Below are 16,229 nucleotides of genomic sequence, written 5' to 3' on the forward strand. Positions count from 1 at the left end.
GTCATACCGAGTTCCAGGAAAACAGGATCAGAAGCCTGCTGTCTCGGCCTTGGCAATAATCGCTTACAGCTCCGGTTGAATCGCCAATTTGCTCCTGCCAAGCTCACTACTATTCACAACTACTTTGAGAATCTCCAGACACCCACCCGGCCGACACTGGCAGGCGATCAGAGTTGGCACCTCGCAGCGAGATAAACACTTCGCGCCTGTTGATTTGCCGCTATTTTGGTCAGTGCTTGCTGTAAAGCCTTGTCAAGGCTGGCTTCGTATTCGCTATCCGCGCTGAACCAGTTTGTCTTGGTGTATTGTCCTCGGTAGGTATACTCAGACTCGCCAAGCCGCAGACTTAATACAACATTTGCGGCAATGGTTGGCGTACCCATTCCACGAAAATAGGCCCTACGCAAAATCACTTCCGTGCTGGTCGGCGAGGCTGGCAACGTGTCCAAAATAACAGGCAGACCAAAGGTCTGTTGAAGCGCATTTTCAAGCCACTGTTTGGCGCTCTCTCTGCTTACCGACGTGTAGGCCGACACTTCACTCGCTCTTTCGTCGGTATAGGCCAGACAAATCGTATTCTGAGCAGAGAAACCATTCGGCGAACGCGGTCCCCTTCCGCCAAAGGTGCGGTAATCGGGCTGGACTTCATTGACCGTTGATACGCACCCGGTAATAAAGGCCCACCAAATTGCGAAGAGCGGGCCTGCAATGACTCTCCTCAACGCTCAGGGCCGTAAAGACGAAGGCGCTGCCCCTGAGGCGCAGCGTAGAAGTGACCAGCCTCCATCCGATAGGCCGTGTAACCCTGAGAATCGCCCAGGTTGCGGCCTTTCAGCTTGGTGTGACTACTCATCGTGCTGCCCACAGTAGTAGCCGGAATATCTTCAAGCGCGCTTTGCTCAGCGCTAGCACTGGCTTGAGCCGAAAGATCAATGCTGATAAGGCGAGCAAGTTGTTGGGCGCCCGCGTCCAAAGCGCTGGCCAACGTCGCCGAACTCCAAGGCTGTTTGCTAATATCGACGAGATACTGAGACGAAACGATGCGCTTCTCCACATCGCGAATTTCGCCATCCCGTTTCTTCTTCAAATATTGAAGACGCGACTCGTTGTACTCCACGGCATCGGCTTTCTGCTGGTATTTATCCTTTATTTCGGCAATCAGCTCAGCCCCTTGCTCAGCATTAACAAGCTCCAGGCCCTCATCTCCGTCTGGCACGCGATGGACGGGCGACTGAACATGGTAGTGGTTACTCAGCAGCACCTTGGGTGAATCACTTTTTGTCTCAATCTGAAACAGTGTGGCAATGGCATCAATTGCAACAATGGTCTGGTCGCTGGCAATGGAATACATCGATTGAACAACAAGCAAGGTGTCGCGAGGGTTCTGGGGCTGCAAACTGGCAACATCCAATTCATCAACCCCAACCCAATCAGAAACACCCCGAGACTGAGCCCAGGGAATTTGCTGCGCACTTAATTCAAGATGGCCGCTGAGTGCTTTGGGAAAATCAAAATGCAGGAGTTCATCCCGGTAAAATTGCGCCTTTTCCTCGGCACCTTTTGCGCCCATGTGATCTCCAAGCGCGTTGGCAGCACCGACCGCCGCACCAAACAGCGCACCGGCTACAAATCCACCTGGCCCCATGTATACGGGATACATCTGAGTGGTGGACAATTTGGCGTTAATTTCGCGCTGGGGGACAAAATTGACGATTTGAATTGTTTGGATTTCGTCGATTTGACTCTGAGTCAGCGCCGCAGGCTGACCGGCACACCCGGCAAGCATTAGCAGCACCATAACCACAAGTGCGGAGATACGAGCATTCATTGGTAGATTCCTTTCTAAACATCGGGCCAGAATTTGGCCAGCCAGACTGCGGCGGAATTCTAGCAAAGACGCCGTGCATGCAATACAAACTGCTCCGCAAATTATTCGCGATTGGGGAGACCTAAATCAGGCGGGTAAAGACGCGATAGTGGGTTTGGCCGAAATGACCGAAACCCTCATCGATAGGACTTGCTTTGATGCCAGGCAAGTCCACAGAAACCTTGCAGAGCGGTCTAACCCGCCTTGCGATTCATCGCCGCAATCAGAGACGCTTCCGAGGCAGAAATGCCAAAGCGTTGCGCCAGCTCCACCGCGCTCATGCCCTTGTGGGCGAGCAGGCGCAGGTGCTGATAAAAGTGGGGGCTTTTCTTGTCGGCTTCCAGGCGTTGCTGCTTGCTACCGAGCATTTCCAGATACTCTTCCAGCGCTTGCACTCGCTCACCCATCAACAACAGCGCGCTGTCCTGTGACTTGAGGCGTTGCTCCAGCAGCTCGACCTCCGCCTGATGTTGGGCGGCAAACTCGGCTTCTTTCGCCAGTCGCGATTCTTCGACTTGCTGCTCGCTGGCTCGGCGGCGCAGGCGCAAAAACTGCATCAAAATCCCGAGGCCGATCACTGTCATCAGGCCACCTACCAAATGGGTGACTGGCGTGGCCACCAGGGCATTGAGCGCCGGGGCGGTGGCATCGAGAATATCGCGGATCAATTCGTTCATGGCTTTAGCCCTCTCATTGGGTAGCGGCTAGCTGACCGCCTAACCCCATAAATTACTGTCGTTAAAACGGTGTCACTCGGCGGTCCATTCCCGCATGCGGCTCTTCAGGCGAACAATGGCCTGGCTGTGAATCTGGCAAACCCGGGATTCACTCACCTCCAGCACTTCGCCAATTTCCTTCAAGTTCAGCCCCTGATCGTAGTACAGGGACAGCACCAGTTTTTCGCGCTCGGGCAGACCGTCTATCTGGCTGACCAGGTCAGCCTGAAACCCCGCTTCGAGTACATTCTCAAGGGGGGCGTAGCGCTCATCTCCGGCGAGGTTGTCGGCATCGCCGCCCTCCTCTCGAATCTGGTCGATGCTAAACAGCCGCACCGAACTCGTGTCTTTGAGTAATTCGTGGTAATCGTCCAGCGACAGGCCCATTTCTCTGGCAATGTCGTTGGCACCGGCTTCCCGACCCAGGCGCGCTTCCACTCGGGCAACCGCCTCACTGAGTTCACGCAATTGCTTGGATACTGAGCGGGGCGCCCACCCGCTCTGACGCAGCTGGTCGATCATGGCACCCCGAATACGGATACCGGCATAGGTTTCAAAACTTGCGCCTTTATCACCCTGGTAGTGGCTGCCCGCCTCCAGCAGGCCGATCATGCCCGCTTGGATTAAGTCCTCAACATCAACGCTACTCGGCAGTCGGCTGATCATGTGATAGGCAATGCGCTTGACCAGGGTGGCGTGGCGCAACACCAGCTCATCCCGGCTGCCGCGCTGAACGTCCAGATAGGCGTTGTGAACACTCACGAGGCGGCTCCCGCACTCGCCTGTTCTTCCAGCATCCGCTCCATGAAGAATTCAATGTTGCCGCTGGGGCCAAGGGGCGTCTCCCAGCGCTCCACCGTGTCGGCGAGACGCCGGAAGGCCAATGACGATTCCGCGCCGGGGTAGAGTTCGCTCACCGCTTGCTGACGGGCATCGGCCTTGATCAGGAAGGGATCACGGGGCACATAGCCGCAGTACTCCAGATTGACATCCAGAAAGCGGCGTGCGACTTCATCCAGCCGGTTGAAGCCCTCCCGGGCCTGCTGCTGGCTGTCGACCATATTGCGCAAAATTTTGAAACGGCGAATGCCTGCATCCCGGTTCAATACCTTGATCAGGGCGTAGGCGTCGGCCATGGAGGTCAATTCGTCGGTCACCACCACCAGCACATGCTGGCTGGCTTTGCTAAAGGTCACCACACTGTCGGCAATACCAGCGGCAGTGTCGACGATCAATACATCATATTTTTCACTGAGGGCGCTTAGGGAACGCACGATGACACCGTGCTGTTCGGGGCCCAACTCGGCCATTTTCTTGATGCCTGAGGCGGCGGGAATAATGTGAATACCGTTGGGACCGGTGAGCAGAATGTCATCGATATTGCAGTCGCCGGCGAGCACATGGGACAAGTTCCACTTGGGGCGCAGGCCGAGCATGATATCGACATTGGCCAACCCCAGGTCCGCGTCCAATAACAGTACTTTGTGACCCGCCCTGGCCATTTGGCAGGCGAGATTGACCGACACATTGGTTTTACCAACACCGCCCTTTCCGCTGGTCACTGCTACGACTTTTACCGCACTCATGCTTTGGCGCTCCCCCACCGAATTCTGTTGCTACTCCCCGCGAGGAGTCCCTTTTGTAACGACTGATGCTTTTCCATAAACACCTTATTTATCCAAGGAAAACCGATACTGCAGATCAACCGTGCACACTGATCGCCTGTCCGCCAGTTACCTGCTGGCGCGGCGGCATTGATGCCTGGCCCGGCTGCTGCCCCGGAATTTGCTGACCCGGAATTTGCCCGGCCTGCTGCTGAGCATGCTGTTGTGTTGCCTGACCGGGCGCGGATGCTGCGCCGGCAGCTTCTGCCTGACGTGGGGCAGCTTGCGCTGTAGGCTTGCTAGCGCGCTCATAGAAACTGGCCATCTTGACCGCCATTTTGACCAGCTTGCCCGCATCAGCCACCGACAGATTGCGGGGCACATTGGGACCGTTGGAAACCCAGGTCATGGGTAACTGGCATTGAATCAGGTTGGAAATCACGCCGCCCAGACGGGTGGCTTCGTCGATACGGCTGACCAGTACCGCCTGCGGTGCCAGCACCCGATAAGCGTCTAAAATTTCGCGCTGCACATGGGCCTGGCTATCCGCCGGCAAGTTCAGCATGACGTTAACCTCGGGCAAGGCCGCCAATAATTTGGCCAGGCCATCGATGCCCGCCTTATCGCGGAAAGACACGCCGCCGGTATCCACCAGCAACAGCGATTTCTTACGCAACAACCGATAAATTTTGCCGGCCTCTTCCACTGTATCCGCGCAGTGAACCGGCACCTGCAGGATGCTGCCGTAGGCGCGCAATTGCTCCTGGGCACCCACCCGCGCAGTATCGGTACTCAAAATGGCGACACTGTCTTTGCCGTGCTGCAACACGTGTTGCGCCGCCAGCTTGGCAATGCTGGTGGTTTTACCGGAGCCCTGTGGGCCGACCAAGGCAATGGCGCCAACACTTGGCGGTGCAATCACCGGCAGCGAACGGGCCAGCACCATTTTCAGAATTTCACGACGAATGCTTGGCGCTTCGTCGGCGGGAATCTGCTCGGCAAGCTGACTACCCAGCTCCGGGTCCAGATCGAGGGCCGCCATAAAGGTATGCAGATCGGTGTGTTCCGGCGCGCTGTAATCGGCCTCTTTCCAGCTGTGGCCCTTGAGTTGACCCATCAGCATGGTTTTCATTTCAGCCAGTTCCCGCTTCATGGTCAGCAGTTCGTCATCCTGAGACCAGACCATTCGGGGTTGGGCAGCGGCCGGTGTCGGCTGGGCCTGATTGGTGTTCTGCGCAGCCTGCTGAACCGGCTGTTGGGTTTCGGCAGCAGCCTGCTCACGGGCACGCAACAGATCAACCGCGCTGAGTTCGGTATTGGGAGCATGGCTGGTATCTTCCCAGCTCACCACCAGCTCAACACCGTCATCGACGCTGTAGCAGTCGAGCACAACGGCATCGGGACCGTGGGCGGCTTTCACCAGTTTCATGGCCTGGCGGGTGTCCGCAGCGCGATATTTTTTAATCTTCATGGCCTTACCTCAAGAGCGGCTTAGTTCAATCTCGCCTGCTGACCAATCGTGGACAGCAATCTCACCTGTTTGCTGTCCGGCACTTCGTTGTAGGACAGCACATTCAAACTGGGCACACTGCGGCGAATAAATCGCGACAACCAAGCCCGAATCGACGGCGACACCAGTACCACAGATGGCTTGCCGCTAATTTCTTGGCGCTGGGCGAATTCAACTAGCTGGGTTTGCAAGCGTTCTGCTATGCCAGGCTCCAGCCCCGCCACGCCATTGGCGCCTCGGGTAAGGTCTTGCAACAACTGTTCCAAATCAGGATCGAGGGCGACGACTTCTAACTCCTCTTCTAAGCCATTGATTTCTTGGATAATCATTCGACCCAAGGTGACACGCACCCCTTCCAAAAGTTCGTCGGGGTTCTTGGTACGAGGGGCTTGCTCCGCCAAAGATTCGGCAATACTGCGGATACTACGTATAGAGACGTTTTCCTTGAGCAGACTTTGCATAACTCTAACTACGATACTAAGAGGCAATTGTTTAGGCACCAGGTTCTCCACCAGCTTGGCGTCGGTTTTGGCCAGCCGATCCAGCAACTGCTGGACTTCTTCGTGGCCGAGCAGCTCGTGGGCATGCTGTTTGAGCAACTGGCTGAGGTGGGTCGCGATCACCGTGCAGGGGTCAACCACCGTATAGCCCATGGTTTGGGCCTGATCCCGCTGACCGGCATCAATCCACACCGCGTCCATGCCAAAGGCCGGGTCCTTGGTGTGAACGCCCCGCAGCGCACCCTGGGCATTGCCCGGATTGATCGCCAGCTCCATGCCGGGCTGGATGTCGCCCTGGGCGATGGTGTCTCCCAAAAACTGAATGCGGTAGGCGCCGGGGGCCAACTCCAGGTTGTCGCGGATGTGCACCGGCTGAATCAGAAAGCCCAGGTCCTTGGACAGCTTTTTGCGCACTCCGGTAATCCGGTTGATCAGCTCGCCACCCTGACTGCGGTCCACCAGGGGGATCAGCCGGTAACCCACCTCCAGGCTGATAATGTCGAGCTGGGTCACTTCTTCCCAGTTCAACTCGCTGGGCTCCTTGGCCGCGGCGGGCGCCTCAACCGGCTCCTCTTCGTCGACGATTTCCACCGCCTGTTTTTTCTTCAGCGCCGCCCAGTAACCCAGGCCACCGCAGGCGGCTGCCAGCATAAGAAAGACCAGGTTGGGCATACCGGGGATAATGCCCATCAGCCCCAGCAGGGCCGCAGTGAGGTAGAGCACATTGGGGTTGGCAAACATCTGCCCGACCATTTGCTCGCCCATGTTTTGGGGGCGAGAGATCCGGGTGACGATGATGGCCACCGCGACGCTGAGCAGCAGCGAGGGCAACTGGGCAACCAGACCATCACCAATGGTGAGCAGGGTGTAGTTATGCATGGCCTGGGAAAAGCTCAGCCCATGCTGGCTCATGCCCACACCGAGCCCGCCGAGCACGTTGATAAACAGAATCAGAATCCCAGCGACCGCGTCACCGCGAACAAACTTGCTGGCACCGTCCATGCTGCCGTAGAAATCGGCTTCGGTACGCACTTCCTCCCGACGGCGGCTGGCTTCTTCCTGACTGAGAATCCCCGCGTTGAGGTCGGAGTCGATGGCCATTTGCTTGCCGGGCATGGCATCCAACGTAAACCGGGCGGTCACTTCCGATACCCGGCCAGCACCCTTGGTGACCACCACAAAGTTGATGACCACCAGGATGATGAACACCACGATACCGACCACATAATTGCCGCCGATAACAAACTCGCCAAAGGATTCGATCACCTTCCCGGCCGCGCCGGGGCCGGTATGCCCTTCCAGCAGTACCACCCGGGTGGAAGCCACGTTCAATGCCAAACGCAGCAAGGTGGCCAGCAGCAAGACCGTAGGAAACACACTGAAATTGATCGGCCGTTCGACATAGATGACCGCCAGAATAATCACCAGCGACAGGGTGATGTTAAAGGTGAACAGCAAGTCCAACAGGAAGGGCGGCATGGGCAACACCAGCATCGCCAGGCAAGCCAGCAACAGGGCCAATACCCCGAGGCCACTTCCCGCCACATTGTGCATCCAGTTTGGCATTGTCATTGTTTGGCTCGCCATGATTCGCCTCGTCGCGCTGCTTTACAGCAGGTCCTTCAAAAATTGGTCGTCAATCTCGGGCTGGGGTATATCGGGCTGCTCGCCACCCATGCTCTCCCAGCTGCGCAGCTGATAGACGTAGGTGAGTATCTGGGCTACTGCCAGATACAAACCGCCGGGGATTTCCTGATCCAGCTCCACGCTGGCATACACTGCCCGGGCCAGCCGCGGACACTCCACGATGGGCACGTCGTGCTCCCCCGCCACTTCCCGAATCCGCGCGGCAATATGGTCGGCCCCTTTGGCCACCAGTTTGGGCGCCGACATCCGGGCCTCGTCGTATTTCAAGGCCACCGAGAAGTGAGTGGGGTTGGTGATGATCACGTCGGCGTCGGGGACTTTTTCCATCATCCGGCGAGAAGCCGCCGCCTGCTGCATCTCACGCAGCTTGGCTTTCACTTCTGGACGACCATCAGATTCCTTGTGCTCATCGCGCACTTCCTGGCGGGTCATCTTCAATTCTTTTTTGTAGTTAAACATCTGCCAGGGCACATCGATGGCCGCGATCAGAATCAGGGGCAGACTGACCAGCAGAAAGAACCAGGCCAGCAATGACGCGCTGCTGGCAATGGCGGTGTCCGCCGACTGCAAACCCAGCAGCAAAATATCAGCCTCGGTGTTGCGCAGCAGAATGTAGGCAGCCAGGCCAATCACCGACATTTTGAGAATGGATTTTGCCAACTCCCCGAGGCTGCGCAGGGAGAACAATTTGGCGAAGCCTTTAATCGGGTCGAGCCGTTCAGGCTTGACCGACAGACTGAAGGTCCAGCCACCGAGCGCTACCGAGGACAGGATGGTGGCAATGATCGCCACCAGCAGCAGTGGCCAAATGGAAATCAGCCCCTGACCCAGCTGGGACATAAATTCGCCGCCCAGGTCTTCGGTGGGTGTGAGCAGGCCCTCGGGGGACAAGCCGTGGCGCATCAGGTCCATCATCGTCTGACCCAACTGGCCGCCGGTGGCCAGCAGGGTGAGCGCGCCAGCAACGGTCACCATCATGGTAGACAGCTCTTTCGAGCGGGGCACCTGGCCCTTCTTTTTGGCGTCGGCCAGTTTCTTGGCCGACGCCTCTTCGGTACGTTCTTGACCGTCCTGATTCTCAGCCATCGCCCCTAGACTCCGAGGAAGCGGCCAATGGCGTCGTAGGCGCCATTGAGCAGACTGTTAAGCTGGGGCAGCAGACTCGGCAGAATCCGCTCCAGCAGCAGGAAGCCCACCAGCATCGCCAGCGGGAAGCCCACGGCAAAGAGGTTCAGGGTCGGGGCCGCGCGACTGATCACGCCAATCGAAATTTGGACTAACAGCAAGGCGATAACGGCGGGAATCGCGATCTGGATGGCGCCGGAAAAAATCACTCCGCCCTGGGCCACAATCAAGCCAAACTGGTCGGGGCTAAAGCCCACGCCGGCAACCGGCCACAATTGGAAACTTCTCACCAGCATGGCCAAAAAGGCAAGGTGCCCGTCTAAGACCACAAACAGCAGCATGGTGACGATCAACAAATACTGCGACAGCACCGGCACCTGTACCCCGCGCTGGGGGTCAACCATCATCGCAAAGCCCAGGCCCATTCCGTTAGCAATCAGGTGGCCACCGACCAGAATAGCATCGAAGACCAACTGCAGAAAAAAGCCCAGGCAGATACCGATCAGCAATTCTTTACCGGCCAGCAACACCGCTTCAATACCCAGTAAATTGAGGGGCCCGGCGGCTTGCCCCGCGTTGAGGAAGGGCAACAAGGCGGCGCTGATAAAAATCGCAATCATCAGGCGAATGCGCATGGGCACATAGGCCGCGCTGAATAGCGGCGCCGTCATCAGGGCGCCGCCGATTCGCATAAAGGGCAGCCAGGCTGCGGCCAGACTGCTCATCATTTGCGCTTCAGAAAAGGCCACCCCGGGGAACATCAGCTCACCAGCCCCGGAATCATTTCAAATAATTTGCGGGTGTAATCCACCAGCTGGGTCAACATCCACGGCCCGGTAATGGCCAGCACCAGCACCAGCACCACCAGCTTGGGGATAAAGCTCAGGGTCATATCCTGAATTTGGGTGGCGGCCTGGAACATACCAATCAGCAGACCGGCGGCCAGGGCAGCCAGCAACAGGGGCGCCGCCAGCAGCACGGTGATATTCATCCCCTGACGGCCCAATTCGATGACGGTATCGGCGTTCATCCCGGCCCCCTACTGGTAAAAGCTGGCAGCGAGGGAGCCCATGATCAGGCCCCAGCCATCCACCAGCACAAACAACATGATTTTGAAGGGCAGCGAGATCATCATTGGCGACAACATCATCATCCCCATCGACATCAGCACGCTGGCCACCACCAGATCGATCACCACAAAGGGAATGAACAACAAAAAGCCGATCTGGAAAGCGGTTTTGAGTTCGCTGGTGAGAAAGGAGGCCATCAACACCGAAAAAGGCACGTCCTCGGGCTTATCAAAGCCCTGGTAACCGGCGATTTCGGCAAAGCGGGCAATGTCCTCTTCCCGGGTTTGGCGCAACATAAAATCCCGAAATGGCGCCGCCGCCTTTTGCAGGGCCTCGTCGAATTCGATCTGCTCAGCAATGTAAGGTTGAATCGCGTCCCGGTAGGCAACCTCTCCGACCGGATACATGATGAACAGACTCAGAAACAGCCCCAGGCTGAGCAGCACCTGATTGGATGGGGTTTGGCCGGTGCCCAGCGCCTGACGCAGGATCGACAGCACAATCATAATTCGGGTAAAGGCCGTCATACCGAGCAACAGGGCTGGCAACAAAGTCAGTGCCGTCATCACCGCCAACAGTTGCAGCGACACGCTGTACTGCTGACCGCCGCCCGAGGTGGGCACGGAGGTCACTGCAGGCATGCTCAAGTTTTGTGCGAGACCATCCAGCGGCAATAACAGTGCGACCAGTGCAATCAGCCCACACACAACCTGCCAGAGGCGGCTGCCTGCACTGCATGGAATGACCTCAGATTGCGCCGCGTTGGACTCGTCACTGGCCTGAGCAGAAAGACCTAACCGGGACAGGAGACTCATTGCTCGGCTCCTTTTTCTGCGGGAGCTTGGGCAGCGGAATCCCGATTGCGCGTTTTGAGCCCGCCAAGACGTTCGCTCAACAAAGATGAGAAGTTTTTATGGACCTCACCGGGCATCGGCTCGTCGGCCTTCCAGGTGTGCAGCGTTCGAATACAACCGGGGGTGGCGCCCAACAACAGGCGCTCCTCACCCACCTGCACGACCAGCAGTTTTTCCTTCATGTTCAGCGGCAACTGGGCGATGACGTTCACCCCAGCCTGGTTCGGCGCACCGACCAGGCGAGAGCGGCGCAGAAACCAGCTGACCAGAAACAAACAGCCTAACACCAGAACAAAAGCCGCCAGCATGCCGCCGATATCGGCATTGGCCAGACCGCTGCCCGCACCGATTTTTGGCAGGGCCGGGGCGCTGTCCTCGGCGGCCAGCGCCAGGCTTGGCAGTGCAACAATAGCCACTAACAGCTGCTTCATGGCTTATTCGCCGCGCCGGGGGCGCTCTTCCTGGCTGACCACTTCGGTGAGCATAATGCCGTACTTTTCTTTCACCACGACAATCTCGCCCCGGGCTACCAGGGTGCCATTGACCCGCACATCCAGCGGGGTTCCCGCAGCGCGATCCAGCTCAATGATAGCGCCCTGCTTCATTTCCTTAAGATCGCGGATGCTCATTCGACTGCGGCCGACCTCCACGGAAACGCCGACATTCACATCCATGATCATATCCAGGCTCATATCACCCATTTTTGCACCTATTTGCTGACCGGCGTTGGCCGCCGGAGGGTTGTTGGTTGCTGGCGAGGCTTCGCCAAACTCATTCAGTTCTGCCCGCTGGGGGCGATCCTGGGGAGGATTGGTGTCGGACATGGCCGCTACTCCTCTTCCGGGGGACAGCGCCCCTCAACACGCACCGCGAAATTACCCTGCTGACTGCCCAGGCGGCCAAAAAACAAAGGCCGACCATCAAGCTTGATCACCACTTCGTCAGCCTCGGCAATATCGATAATGTCGCCAGGTTTAAAGGCCAGAACCCGCTTCAAGCTGAGTTCGGTTTCCGCCAGCACGGCAGCCAAATCCAAGGGGGCACACTCCAGGCGTTTGGTCAGGCGCTGCTGCCACTGAGCGTCACCCTCGTTGTGGGCACGGGGAGTGTCTTTCAGTCGGTCCCGCAGGGCATCCAGAGCTGGCCAGGGCAGCGCGGTCCACATGCCAAAGTTGTCGCCTTCAAGACCAAAACTCACCACAAAGCGGCAGGCAACCATGGCATCGTGGTCTTCAAAGGCCTCAATCGCGCCCATATTCCAGGCCTGTTGAATCAGGCTCGGCGGTTGGGCCAACAGCGACTTCCAGGCCGTGGCGAGGTTGTCCTTCAGTAGCCCATTCGCCTGTTCGGTAAAGCTCTGTTCGGTGACCGACAGCTTTTCCCGTACCGGCACTGCGCCGCCACGACCGCCGTAGTAACGGTCAACCAGTTGGAACACAAGCTCGGACTCCATCGCCAGCAAAAACCCGGCACCGTCGGGCAAGCCCTGATAAAGGGCCGCGCTGCAGGGCGCGGGCAGACGGGCCTTTAACTCGCCAAAGGGCATGGAGGAGATTTCATCCAGGCTGACGGTAGCAACACCCGGCACCAGGCCCAGCAGGGTTTCGCGGGCACCGGCAGCAAATTGGTTACACAATTGCGATACCGCCGGCAACAGCCTCTGCAGGGCAAAGTCCTGCCGGGAAAGATCAAACTTTCCCGAGCTGCCCTCCCGGGCAGATTCGGCAGAATCCATCAGGGCGTCGAGTTCTTCAGGGTCCAGTACACCGGCCACGGCGCGCTCCTTACTGCACGACAAACTTGGAGAAATACACCGCTTCGATACCCGCCTTGCCAGCTTCGTCTTTCAACACGGTATTCACGGTATCGAGGGTGTCCTGCTGCAATTTCAGGCGCGACTCCTCAGTAGAAATTGCCTCCCGATCCAGGCGGGAGAAAAGCATGATCAAATCATTGCGCACCCGGGGCAGGTACATTTCCACGTGGTCCAGTACCTCTTGCTCACGGCTCATCAGGTCGACTTGAATCTGTACAAAGCGAGTCGAGCGGGTGTCCTGCAGATTCACCACAAAGGCGGGCTCAATGCTGAAGTAGATCGGCTGCTTGGCCTTAGGCGCTTCTTCAACAACCTCACCATCCACCGGCGCTGGCGCACTCCCCTTGGTAAACCACCAGGTAGCGCCGCCTGCCACCCCCAGCAGCACCACTTGGACGAGAATTAAAATGATCTTGGACTTCATTGGGTTCCCTGCCTTTACTCATGACCACGCCGTCAGGATTTTGGCTGACAGGCGTCTGTTTGCAGGGATTTTGCAATCGCTGTGCCAATGATTTTTATTGTTGTTTTTCAGATGCTTATACAGTTTTTGGCTGCTGCGCGACAAAACTTTGGCGGGCCTTGCCGTGGTTGCCTGAGCGCGACGAAAGGTTCACGAACCACTGCACAATCATCCGGGCCGCGGCCTAGACTGTGGATCCCTCCCCTCCGTTCCACTCCGGGTCAAGGAGCGACGGAGACAGCTGGCATTCCAGAACTGAACTCATCCTCACGTTCCGTCCCGTCGTTCCCTGAGCGCCGCGAAGGGTCCACGAACCACGACACAATCGTCCAGACTACTGCCTCAAATATGGACCCTTCCCCTCCGTTCCACTCCGGGTCAGGGAACGACGGAAGCGGCTGGTATTCCAGAACTGAACTCATCCTCACGTTGCTTCCCGTCTCTCCCTGAGCGCCGCGAAGGGTCCATGAACAACGGCACAATCATCCGGGCCGCTGCCTAGTCTGTGGACCCTTCCCCTCCGTTGCGCTACGGGTCAGGGAGCGACCGAGACGGCTGGCATTCCAGAACTGAACTCATCCTCACGTTGCTTCCCGTCGCTCCTTGAGCGCCGCGAAGGGTCCACGAACCACGGCACAATCATCCGGGCCGCTGCCTAGTCTGTGGACCCTTCCCCTCCGTTCCTCTCCGGGTCAGGGAACGACGGAAGCGACTGGTATTTCAGAACTGAACTCATCCTCACGTTGCTTCCCGTCGCTCCCTGAGCGCCGCGAAGGGTCCATGAACAACGGCACAATCATCCGGGCCGCTGCCTAGTCTGTGGACCCTTCCCCTCCGTTCCTCTCCGGGTCAGGGAGCGACGGAGACGGCTGGCATTCCAGAACTAAACTCATCCTCACGCTCCTCCCCGTCGTTGTCTGAGCGCAGCGGAGGGTCCACGAACCACGGCACAATCGTCCAGACTATTGCCTCAAATATGGACCCTTCCCCTCCGTTCCTCTCCGGGTCAGGGAGCGACGGAGACGGCTGGTATTCCAGAGCTGAACTCATCCTCACGTTGCTTCCCGTCGTTCCCTGAGCGCAGCGGAGGGTCCACGAACCACGGCACAATCGTCCAGACTACTGCCTCAAATATGGACCCTTCCCCTCCGTTCCACTACGGGTCAAGGAGCGACGGAGACGGCTGGTATTCCAGAGCTGAACTCATCCTCACGTCCCTTCCCGTCGTTCCCTGAGCGCAGCGAAGGGTCTATGAACAACGGCACAATCATCCGGGCCGCGGCCTAGTCTGTGGACCCTTCCCCTACGTTTCACTCCGGGTCAGGGAGCGACGGAAGCGGCTGGTATTCCAGAGCTAAACTCATCGTCACGCTCCTCCCCGTCGTTCTCTGAGCGCAGCGAAGAGTCCACGAACCACGGCACAATCGTCCAGACTACTGCCTCAAATATGAACCCTTCCCCTCCGTTACTCTCAGTTCCTCTCCGGGTCAGGGAGCGATGGGGGGCTGACATTGCTGAACTGAACTCATCCCGCCTGAAGACACAAAATGTTGGCCCCGTCCGGTGCAAAACCCACCGGCCACAAAAAACCCCGGGCAGGTTACCCTGCCCGGGGTTTCGATTATCGCGTCAGCGGATTACTTATCCTTGCCGTCACCATCGGTGTCGACGCTGACAGAGGTGCTTTCGCCGCCGCCATCATTCTTGTAGGAAAAGGCGCCTTCATCGGTATCGATACTCAGCGAAGTCGACTGGGGCGCGCTGCCGCCGCTGCTGGCAGCTTCGTCGTCGGCGCAGCCAAACAGCGCCAGTGAGCCAACAATAATAACGCCCGGAATTAACAGATTTTTCCCTTTCATGTTGAATCCTCCTAGTAGGTGAATATTGTGCTCTCACCCCTTGTGACCAGCATCCCCCGGATGCATTCAGTGTAAATATGCACAATTCAGGTTTAGCGGCGCGGGGCTTCAGTCGGCCCGCTTGCCCGGGGTGAGCAGATAATGACCAACAAACCACTCCTGACCACCCCGATAAGCGAACAGCTCGGAGCAGGCCAGCAGAAAAATCCGCCAGCGCTGCAACTGCACTTTGGGATTGGGCGCGTCCCGCAAAATCTCCAGGGCCTGAGCCTTGTTGTCGTCCAGCAGCGCCAACCAGGCTTCAAGGGTTTTGGAGTAATGAACGCCATTGACCCGCCAGCTGTCGACGATGCGCATGTGATCAGAGAAATGCATCAGGGTGTCAAAGGCCGGCATCTGGCCGCCGCTGAAAAAGTTGTCGGTCATCCAGCCGCCATCGAAGGGATAGTGCAAAAAAGCGTGGCAGAAAATATGCACAAACATCAGCCCTTCCGGTGCTAACCAGCTGGCGCAGTTTTCCAACAGATCCCGATAGTTGCGCACGTGCTCCATCATCTCGACGGTGACGATCCGATCAAAGCGTTGTTCAAGTTCCAGTTTGGCGATATCGCAGGTGATGACCGAAATATTGCTCAACCCGCGCTCTCGGGCCCGCTGCTCGATAAATTCGCGCTGGCCGTGGGAATTAGAGACGGCAGTGATACTCGAGTTGGGATAATGCTCCGCCGCCCACAGCGTAAAGCTGCCCCAGCCGCAACCCATATCGAGAATGCGCTGACCATCGGCCAGCTGGGCACGCTGGGCGTAGAGCTGCAGCATGGCCTCTTCCGCTTCGGCCAGGTTGGCAGCGCCCTCCCACCAACAACTGCTGTATTTCAGCCGGGGGCCGAGCATGAGTTCGAATAGCGCTGCGGGCACCTCATAATGCTGGGCATTGGCATCGGCGGTATTAATGGTGATGGCGGACTCGCGCAGGTCCCGACGAAAACGGCGACGTCGGTCTTCGCTCTCCTGCAAATCGCCGCGATGCTCCTCGGCGAGCCGATCAGCGAGTTGTCGACGAATCCCCATTCGCAACAGGGTGTCGGGTACCAGGCCGCGTTCAGCTAGAAATATCGGGTCCATCTCGCAAGCTCCTCCAATTTTTGTTTTAAGCCAGCTATACGCCGGGGGAGGACTTTCGGAGCATCACCCCAGC

General features: G+C 57.8%; 17 protein-coding genes. All 17 read right to left on the reverse strand.

Annotation, left to right across the window (positions count from 1 at the left end; genetic code table 11):
• Positions 1 to 167: 167 nt before the first annotated feature.
• The gene (locus NCG89_RS03235; protein WP_251088336.1) at positions 168 to 536 is read right to left on the reverse strand and encodes a hypothetical protein; all 369 of its coding nucleotides are present in this window, start codon (positions 534 to 536) and stop codon (positions 168 to 170) included.
• 182 nt (positions 537 to 718) lie between these two features.
• Entirely contained in the window at positions 719 to 1,828 is a 1,110-nt protein-coding gene (locus tag NCG89_RS03240; RefSeq protein WP_251088337.1) for a hypothetical protein, read from the reverse strand.
• A gap of 233 nt (positions 1,829 to 2,061) precedes the next feature.
• Positions 2,062 to 2,544: a DUF2802 domain-containing protein gene (locus NCG89_RS03245; protein ID WP_251088338.1), complete on the reverse strand. Its 483-nt coding sequence runs from the start codon at positions 2,542 to 2,544 to the stop codon at positions 2,062 to 2,064.
• Between the two features lie 72 nt (positions 2,545 to 2,616).
• A complete protein-coding gene (locus NCG89_RS03250) occupies positions 2,617 to 3,345 on the reverse strand; it encodes an RNA polymerase sigma factor FliA (protein ID WP_251088339.1) in 729 nt (242 codons plus the stop codon).
• Positions 3,342 to 4,169, reverse strand: a complete 828-nt coding sequence (locus NCG89_RS03255; protein WP_285236389.1) for a MinD/ParA family protein — start codon at positions 4,167 to 4,169, stop codon at positions 3,342 to 3,344. The genes NCG89_RS03250 and NCG89_RS03255 overlap by 4 nt, the downstream gene beginning before the upstream one ends.
• Positions 4,170 to 4,284: 115 nt before the next feature.
• A complete protein-coding gene (flhF, locus tag NCG89_RS03260; protein WP_251088341.1) occupies positions 4,285 to 5,658 on the reverse strand; it encodes a flagellar biosynthesis GTPase FlhF in 1,374 nt (457 codons plus the stop codon).
• A gap of 20 nt (positions 5,659 to 5,678) precedes the next feature.
• Positions 5,679 to 7,769 (reverse strand): flagellar biosynthesis protein FlhA, encoded by a 2,091-nt coding sequence (gene flhA, locus NCG89_RS03265; RefSeq protein ID WP_251088342.1) that lies wholly within the window; start codon positions 7,767 to 7,769, stop codon positions 5,679 to 5,681.
• Between the two features lie 36 nt (positions 7,770 to 7,805).
• Positions 7,806 to 8,930 carry a flagellar biosynthesis protein FlhB gene (gene flhB, locus NCG89_RS03270; RefSeq protein WP_251088343.1) on the reverse strand — a complete coding sequence of 375 codons (1,125 nt, stop codon included), beginning with the start codon at positions 8,928 to 8,930 and terminating at the stop codon, positions 7,806 to 7,808.
• Between the two features lie 5 nt (positions 8,931 to 8,935).
• The gene (gene fliR / locus NCG89_RS03275) at positions 8,936 to 9,730 is read right to left on the reverse strand and encodes a flagellar biosynthetic protein FliR (protein ID WP_251088344.1); all 795 of its coding nucleotides are present in this window, start codon (positions 9,728 to 9,730) and stop codon (positions 8,936 to 8,938) included.
• On the reverse strand, positions 9,730 to 9,999 hold the full coding sequence (gene fliQ / locus NCG89_RS03280) for a flagellar biosynthesis protein FliQ (RefSeq protein ID WP_251088345.1): 270 nt from the start codon (positions 9,997 to 9,999) through the stop codon (positions 9,730 to 9,732). The genes fliR and fliQ overlap by 1 nt, the downstream gene beginning before the upstream one ends.
• 9 nt (positions 10,000 to 10,008) lie before the next feature.
• Positions 10,009 to 10,854, reverse strand: a complete 846-nt coding sequence (gene fliP, locus NCG89_RS03285) for a flagellar type III secretion system pore protein FliP (protein ID WP_251088346.1) — start codon at positions 10,852 to 10,854, stop codon at positions 10,009 to 10,011.
• The gene (gene fliO / locus NCG89_RS03290; protein ID WP_251088347.1) at positions 10,851 to 11,324 is read right to left on the reverse strand and encodes a flagellar biosynthetic protein FliO; all 474 of its coding nucleotides are present in this window, start codon (positions 11,322 to 11,324) and stop codon (positions 10,851 to 10,853) included. The genes fliP and fliO overlap by 4 nt, the downstream gene beginning before the upstream one ends.
• Positions 11,325 to 11,327: 3 nt before the next feature.
• Positions 11,328 to 11,717 (reverse strand): flagellar motor switch protein FliN, encoded by a 390-nt coding sequence (gene fliN / locus NCG89_RS03295; protein ID WP_251088348.1) that lies wholly within the window; start codon positions 11,715 to 11,717, stop codon positions 11,328 to 11,330.
• Between the two features lie 5 nt (positions 11,718 to 11,722).
• Positions 11,723 to 12,667, reverse strand: coding sequence for a flagellar motor switch protein FliM (locus NCG89_RS03300; RefSeq protein ID WP_251088349.1), 945 nt, complete (start codon positions 12,665 to 12,667; stop codon positions 11,723 to 11,725).
• 10 nt (positions 12,668 to 12,677) lie between these two features.
• Positions 12,678 to 13,133 carry a flagellar basal body-associated FliL family protein gene (locus NCG89_RS03305; RefSeq protein WP_251088350.1) on the reverse strand — a complete coding sequence of 152 codons (456 nt, stop codon included), beginning with the start codon at positions 13,131 to 13,133 and terminating at the stop codon, positions 12,678 to 12,680.
• Between the two features lie 1,676 nt (positions 13,134 to 14,809).
• Positions 14,810 to 15,031, reverse strand: coding sequence for a hypothetical protein (locus NCG89_RS03310; protein WP_251088351.1), 222 nt, complete (start codon positions 15,029 to 15,031; stop codon positions 14,810 to 14,812).
• Positions 15,032 to 15,139: 108 nt separating this feature from the next.
• Positions 15,140 to 16,156 (reverse strand): SAM-dependent methyltransferase, encoded by a 1,017-nt coding sequence (locus tag NCG89_RS03315; protein WP_251088352.1) that lies wholly within the window; start codon positions 16,154 to 16,156, stop codon positions 15,140 to 15,142.
• Between the last annotated feature and the right edge of the window lie 73 nt (positions 16,157 to 16,229).

Origin of the sequence: Spongiibacter taiwanensis (assembly GCF_023702635.1) — a bacterium.
GTDB classification, from domain to species: domain Bacteria; phylum Pseudomonadota; class Gammaproteobacteria; order Pseudomonadales; family Spongiibacteraceae; genus Spongiibacter; species Spongiibacter taiwanensis.

What these genes read in the sequence shown, in the direction of transcription:
- NCG89_RS03240 (WP_251088337.1), bottom strand. Translation starts at nt 1,828, where the DNA reads ATGAATGCTCGTATCTCCGCACTTGTGGTTATGGTGCTGCTAATGCTT.
- NCG89_RS03245 (WP_251088338.1), bottom strand. Translation starts at nt 2,544, where the DNA reads ATGAACGAATTGATCCGCGATATTCTCGATGCCACCGCCCCGGCGCTC.
- NCG89_RS03255 (WP_285236389.1), bottom strand. Translation starts at nt 4,169, where the DNA reads ATGAGTGCGGTAAAAGTCGTAGCAGTGACCAGCGGAAAGGGCGGTGTT.
- flhF (WP_251088341.1), bottom strand. Translation starts at nt 5,658, where the DNA reads ATGAAGATTAAAAAATATCGCGCTGCGGACACCCGCCAGGCCATGAAA.
- flhA (WP_251088342.1), bottom strand. Translation starts at nt 7,769, where the DNA reads ATGACAATGCCAAACTGGATGCACAATGTGGCGGGAAGTGGCCTCGGG.
- flhB (WP_251088343.1), bottom strand. Translation starts at nt 8,930, where the DNA reads ATGGCTGAGAATCAGGACGGTCAAGAACGTACCGAAGAGGCGTCGGCC.
- fliR (WP_251088344.1), bottom strand. Translation starts at nt 9,730, where the DNA reads ATGTTCCCCGGGGTGGCCTTTTCTGAAGCGCAAATGATGAGCAGTCTG.
- fliQ (WP_251088345.1), bottom strand. Translation starts at nt 9,999, where the DNA reads ATGAACGCCGATACCGTCATCGAATTGGGCCGTCAGGGGATGAATATC.
- fliP (WP_251088346.1), bottom strand. Translation starts at nt 10,854, where the DNA reads ATGAGTCTCCTGTCCCGGTTAGGTCTTTCTGCTCAGGCCAGTGACGAG.
- fliO (WP_251088347.1), bottom strand. Translation starts at nt 11,324, where the DNA reads ATGAAGCAGCTGTTAGTGGCTATTGTTGCACTGCCAAGCCTGGCGCTG.
- fliN (WP_251088348.1), bottom strand. Translation starts at nt 11,717, where the DNA reads ATGTCCGACACCAATCCTCCCCAGGATCGCCCCCAGCGGGCAGAACTG.
- NCG89_RS03305 (WP_251088350.1), bottom strand. Translation starts at nt 13,133, where the DNA reads ATGAAGTCCAAGATCATTTTAATTCTCGTCCAAGTGGTGCTGCTGGGG.
- NCG89_RS03310 (WP_251088351.1), bottom strand. Translation starts at nt 15,031, where the DNA reads ATGAAAGGGAAAAATCTGTTAATTCCGGGCGTTATTATTGTTGGCTCA.
- NCG89_RS03315 (WP_251088352.1), bottom strand. Translation starts at nt 16,156, where the DNA reads ATGGACCCGATATTTCTAGCTGAACGCGGCCTGGTACCCGACACCCTG.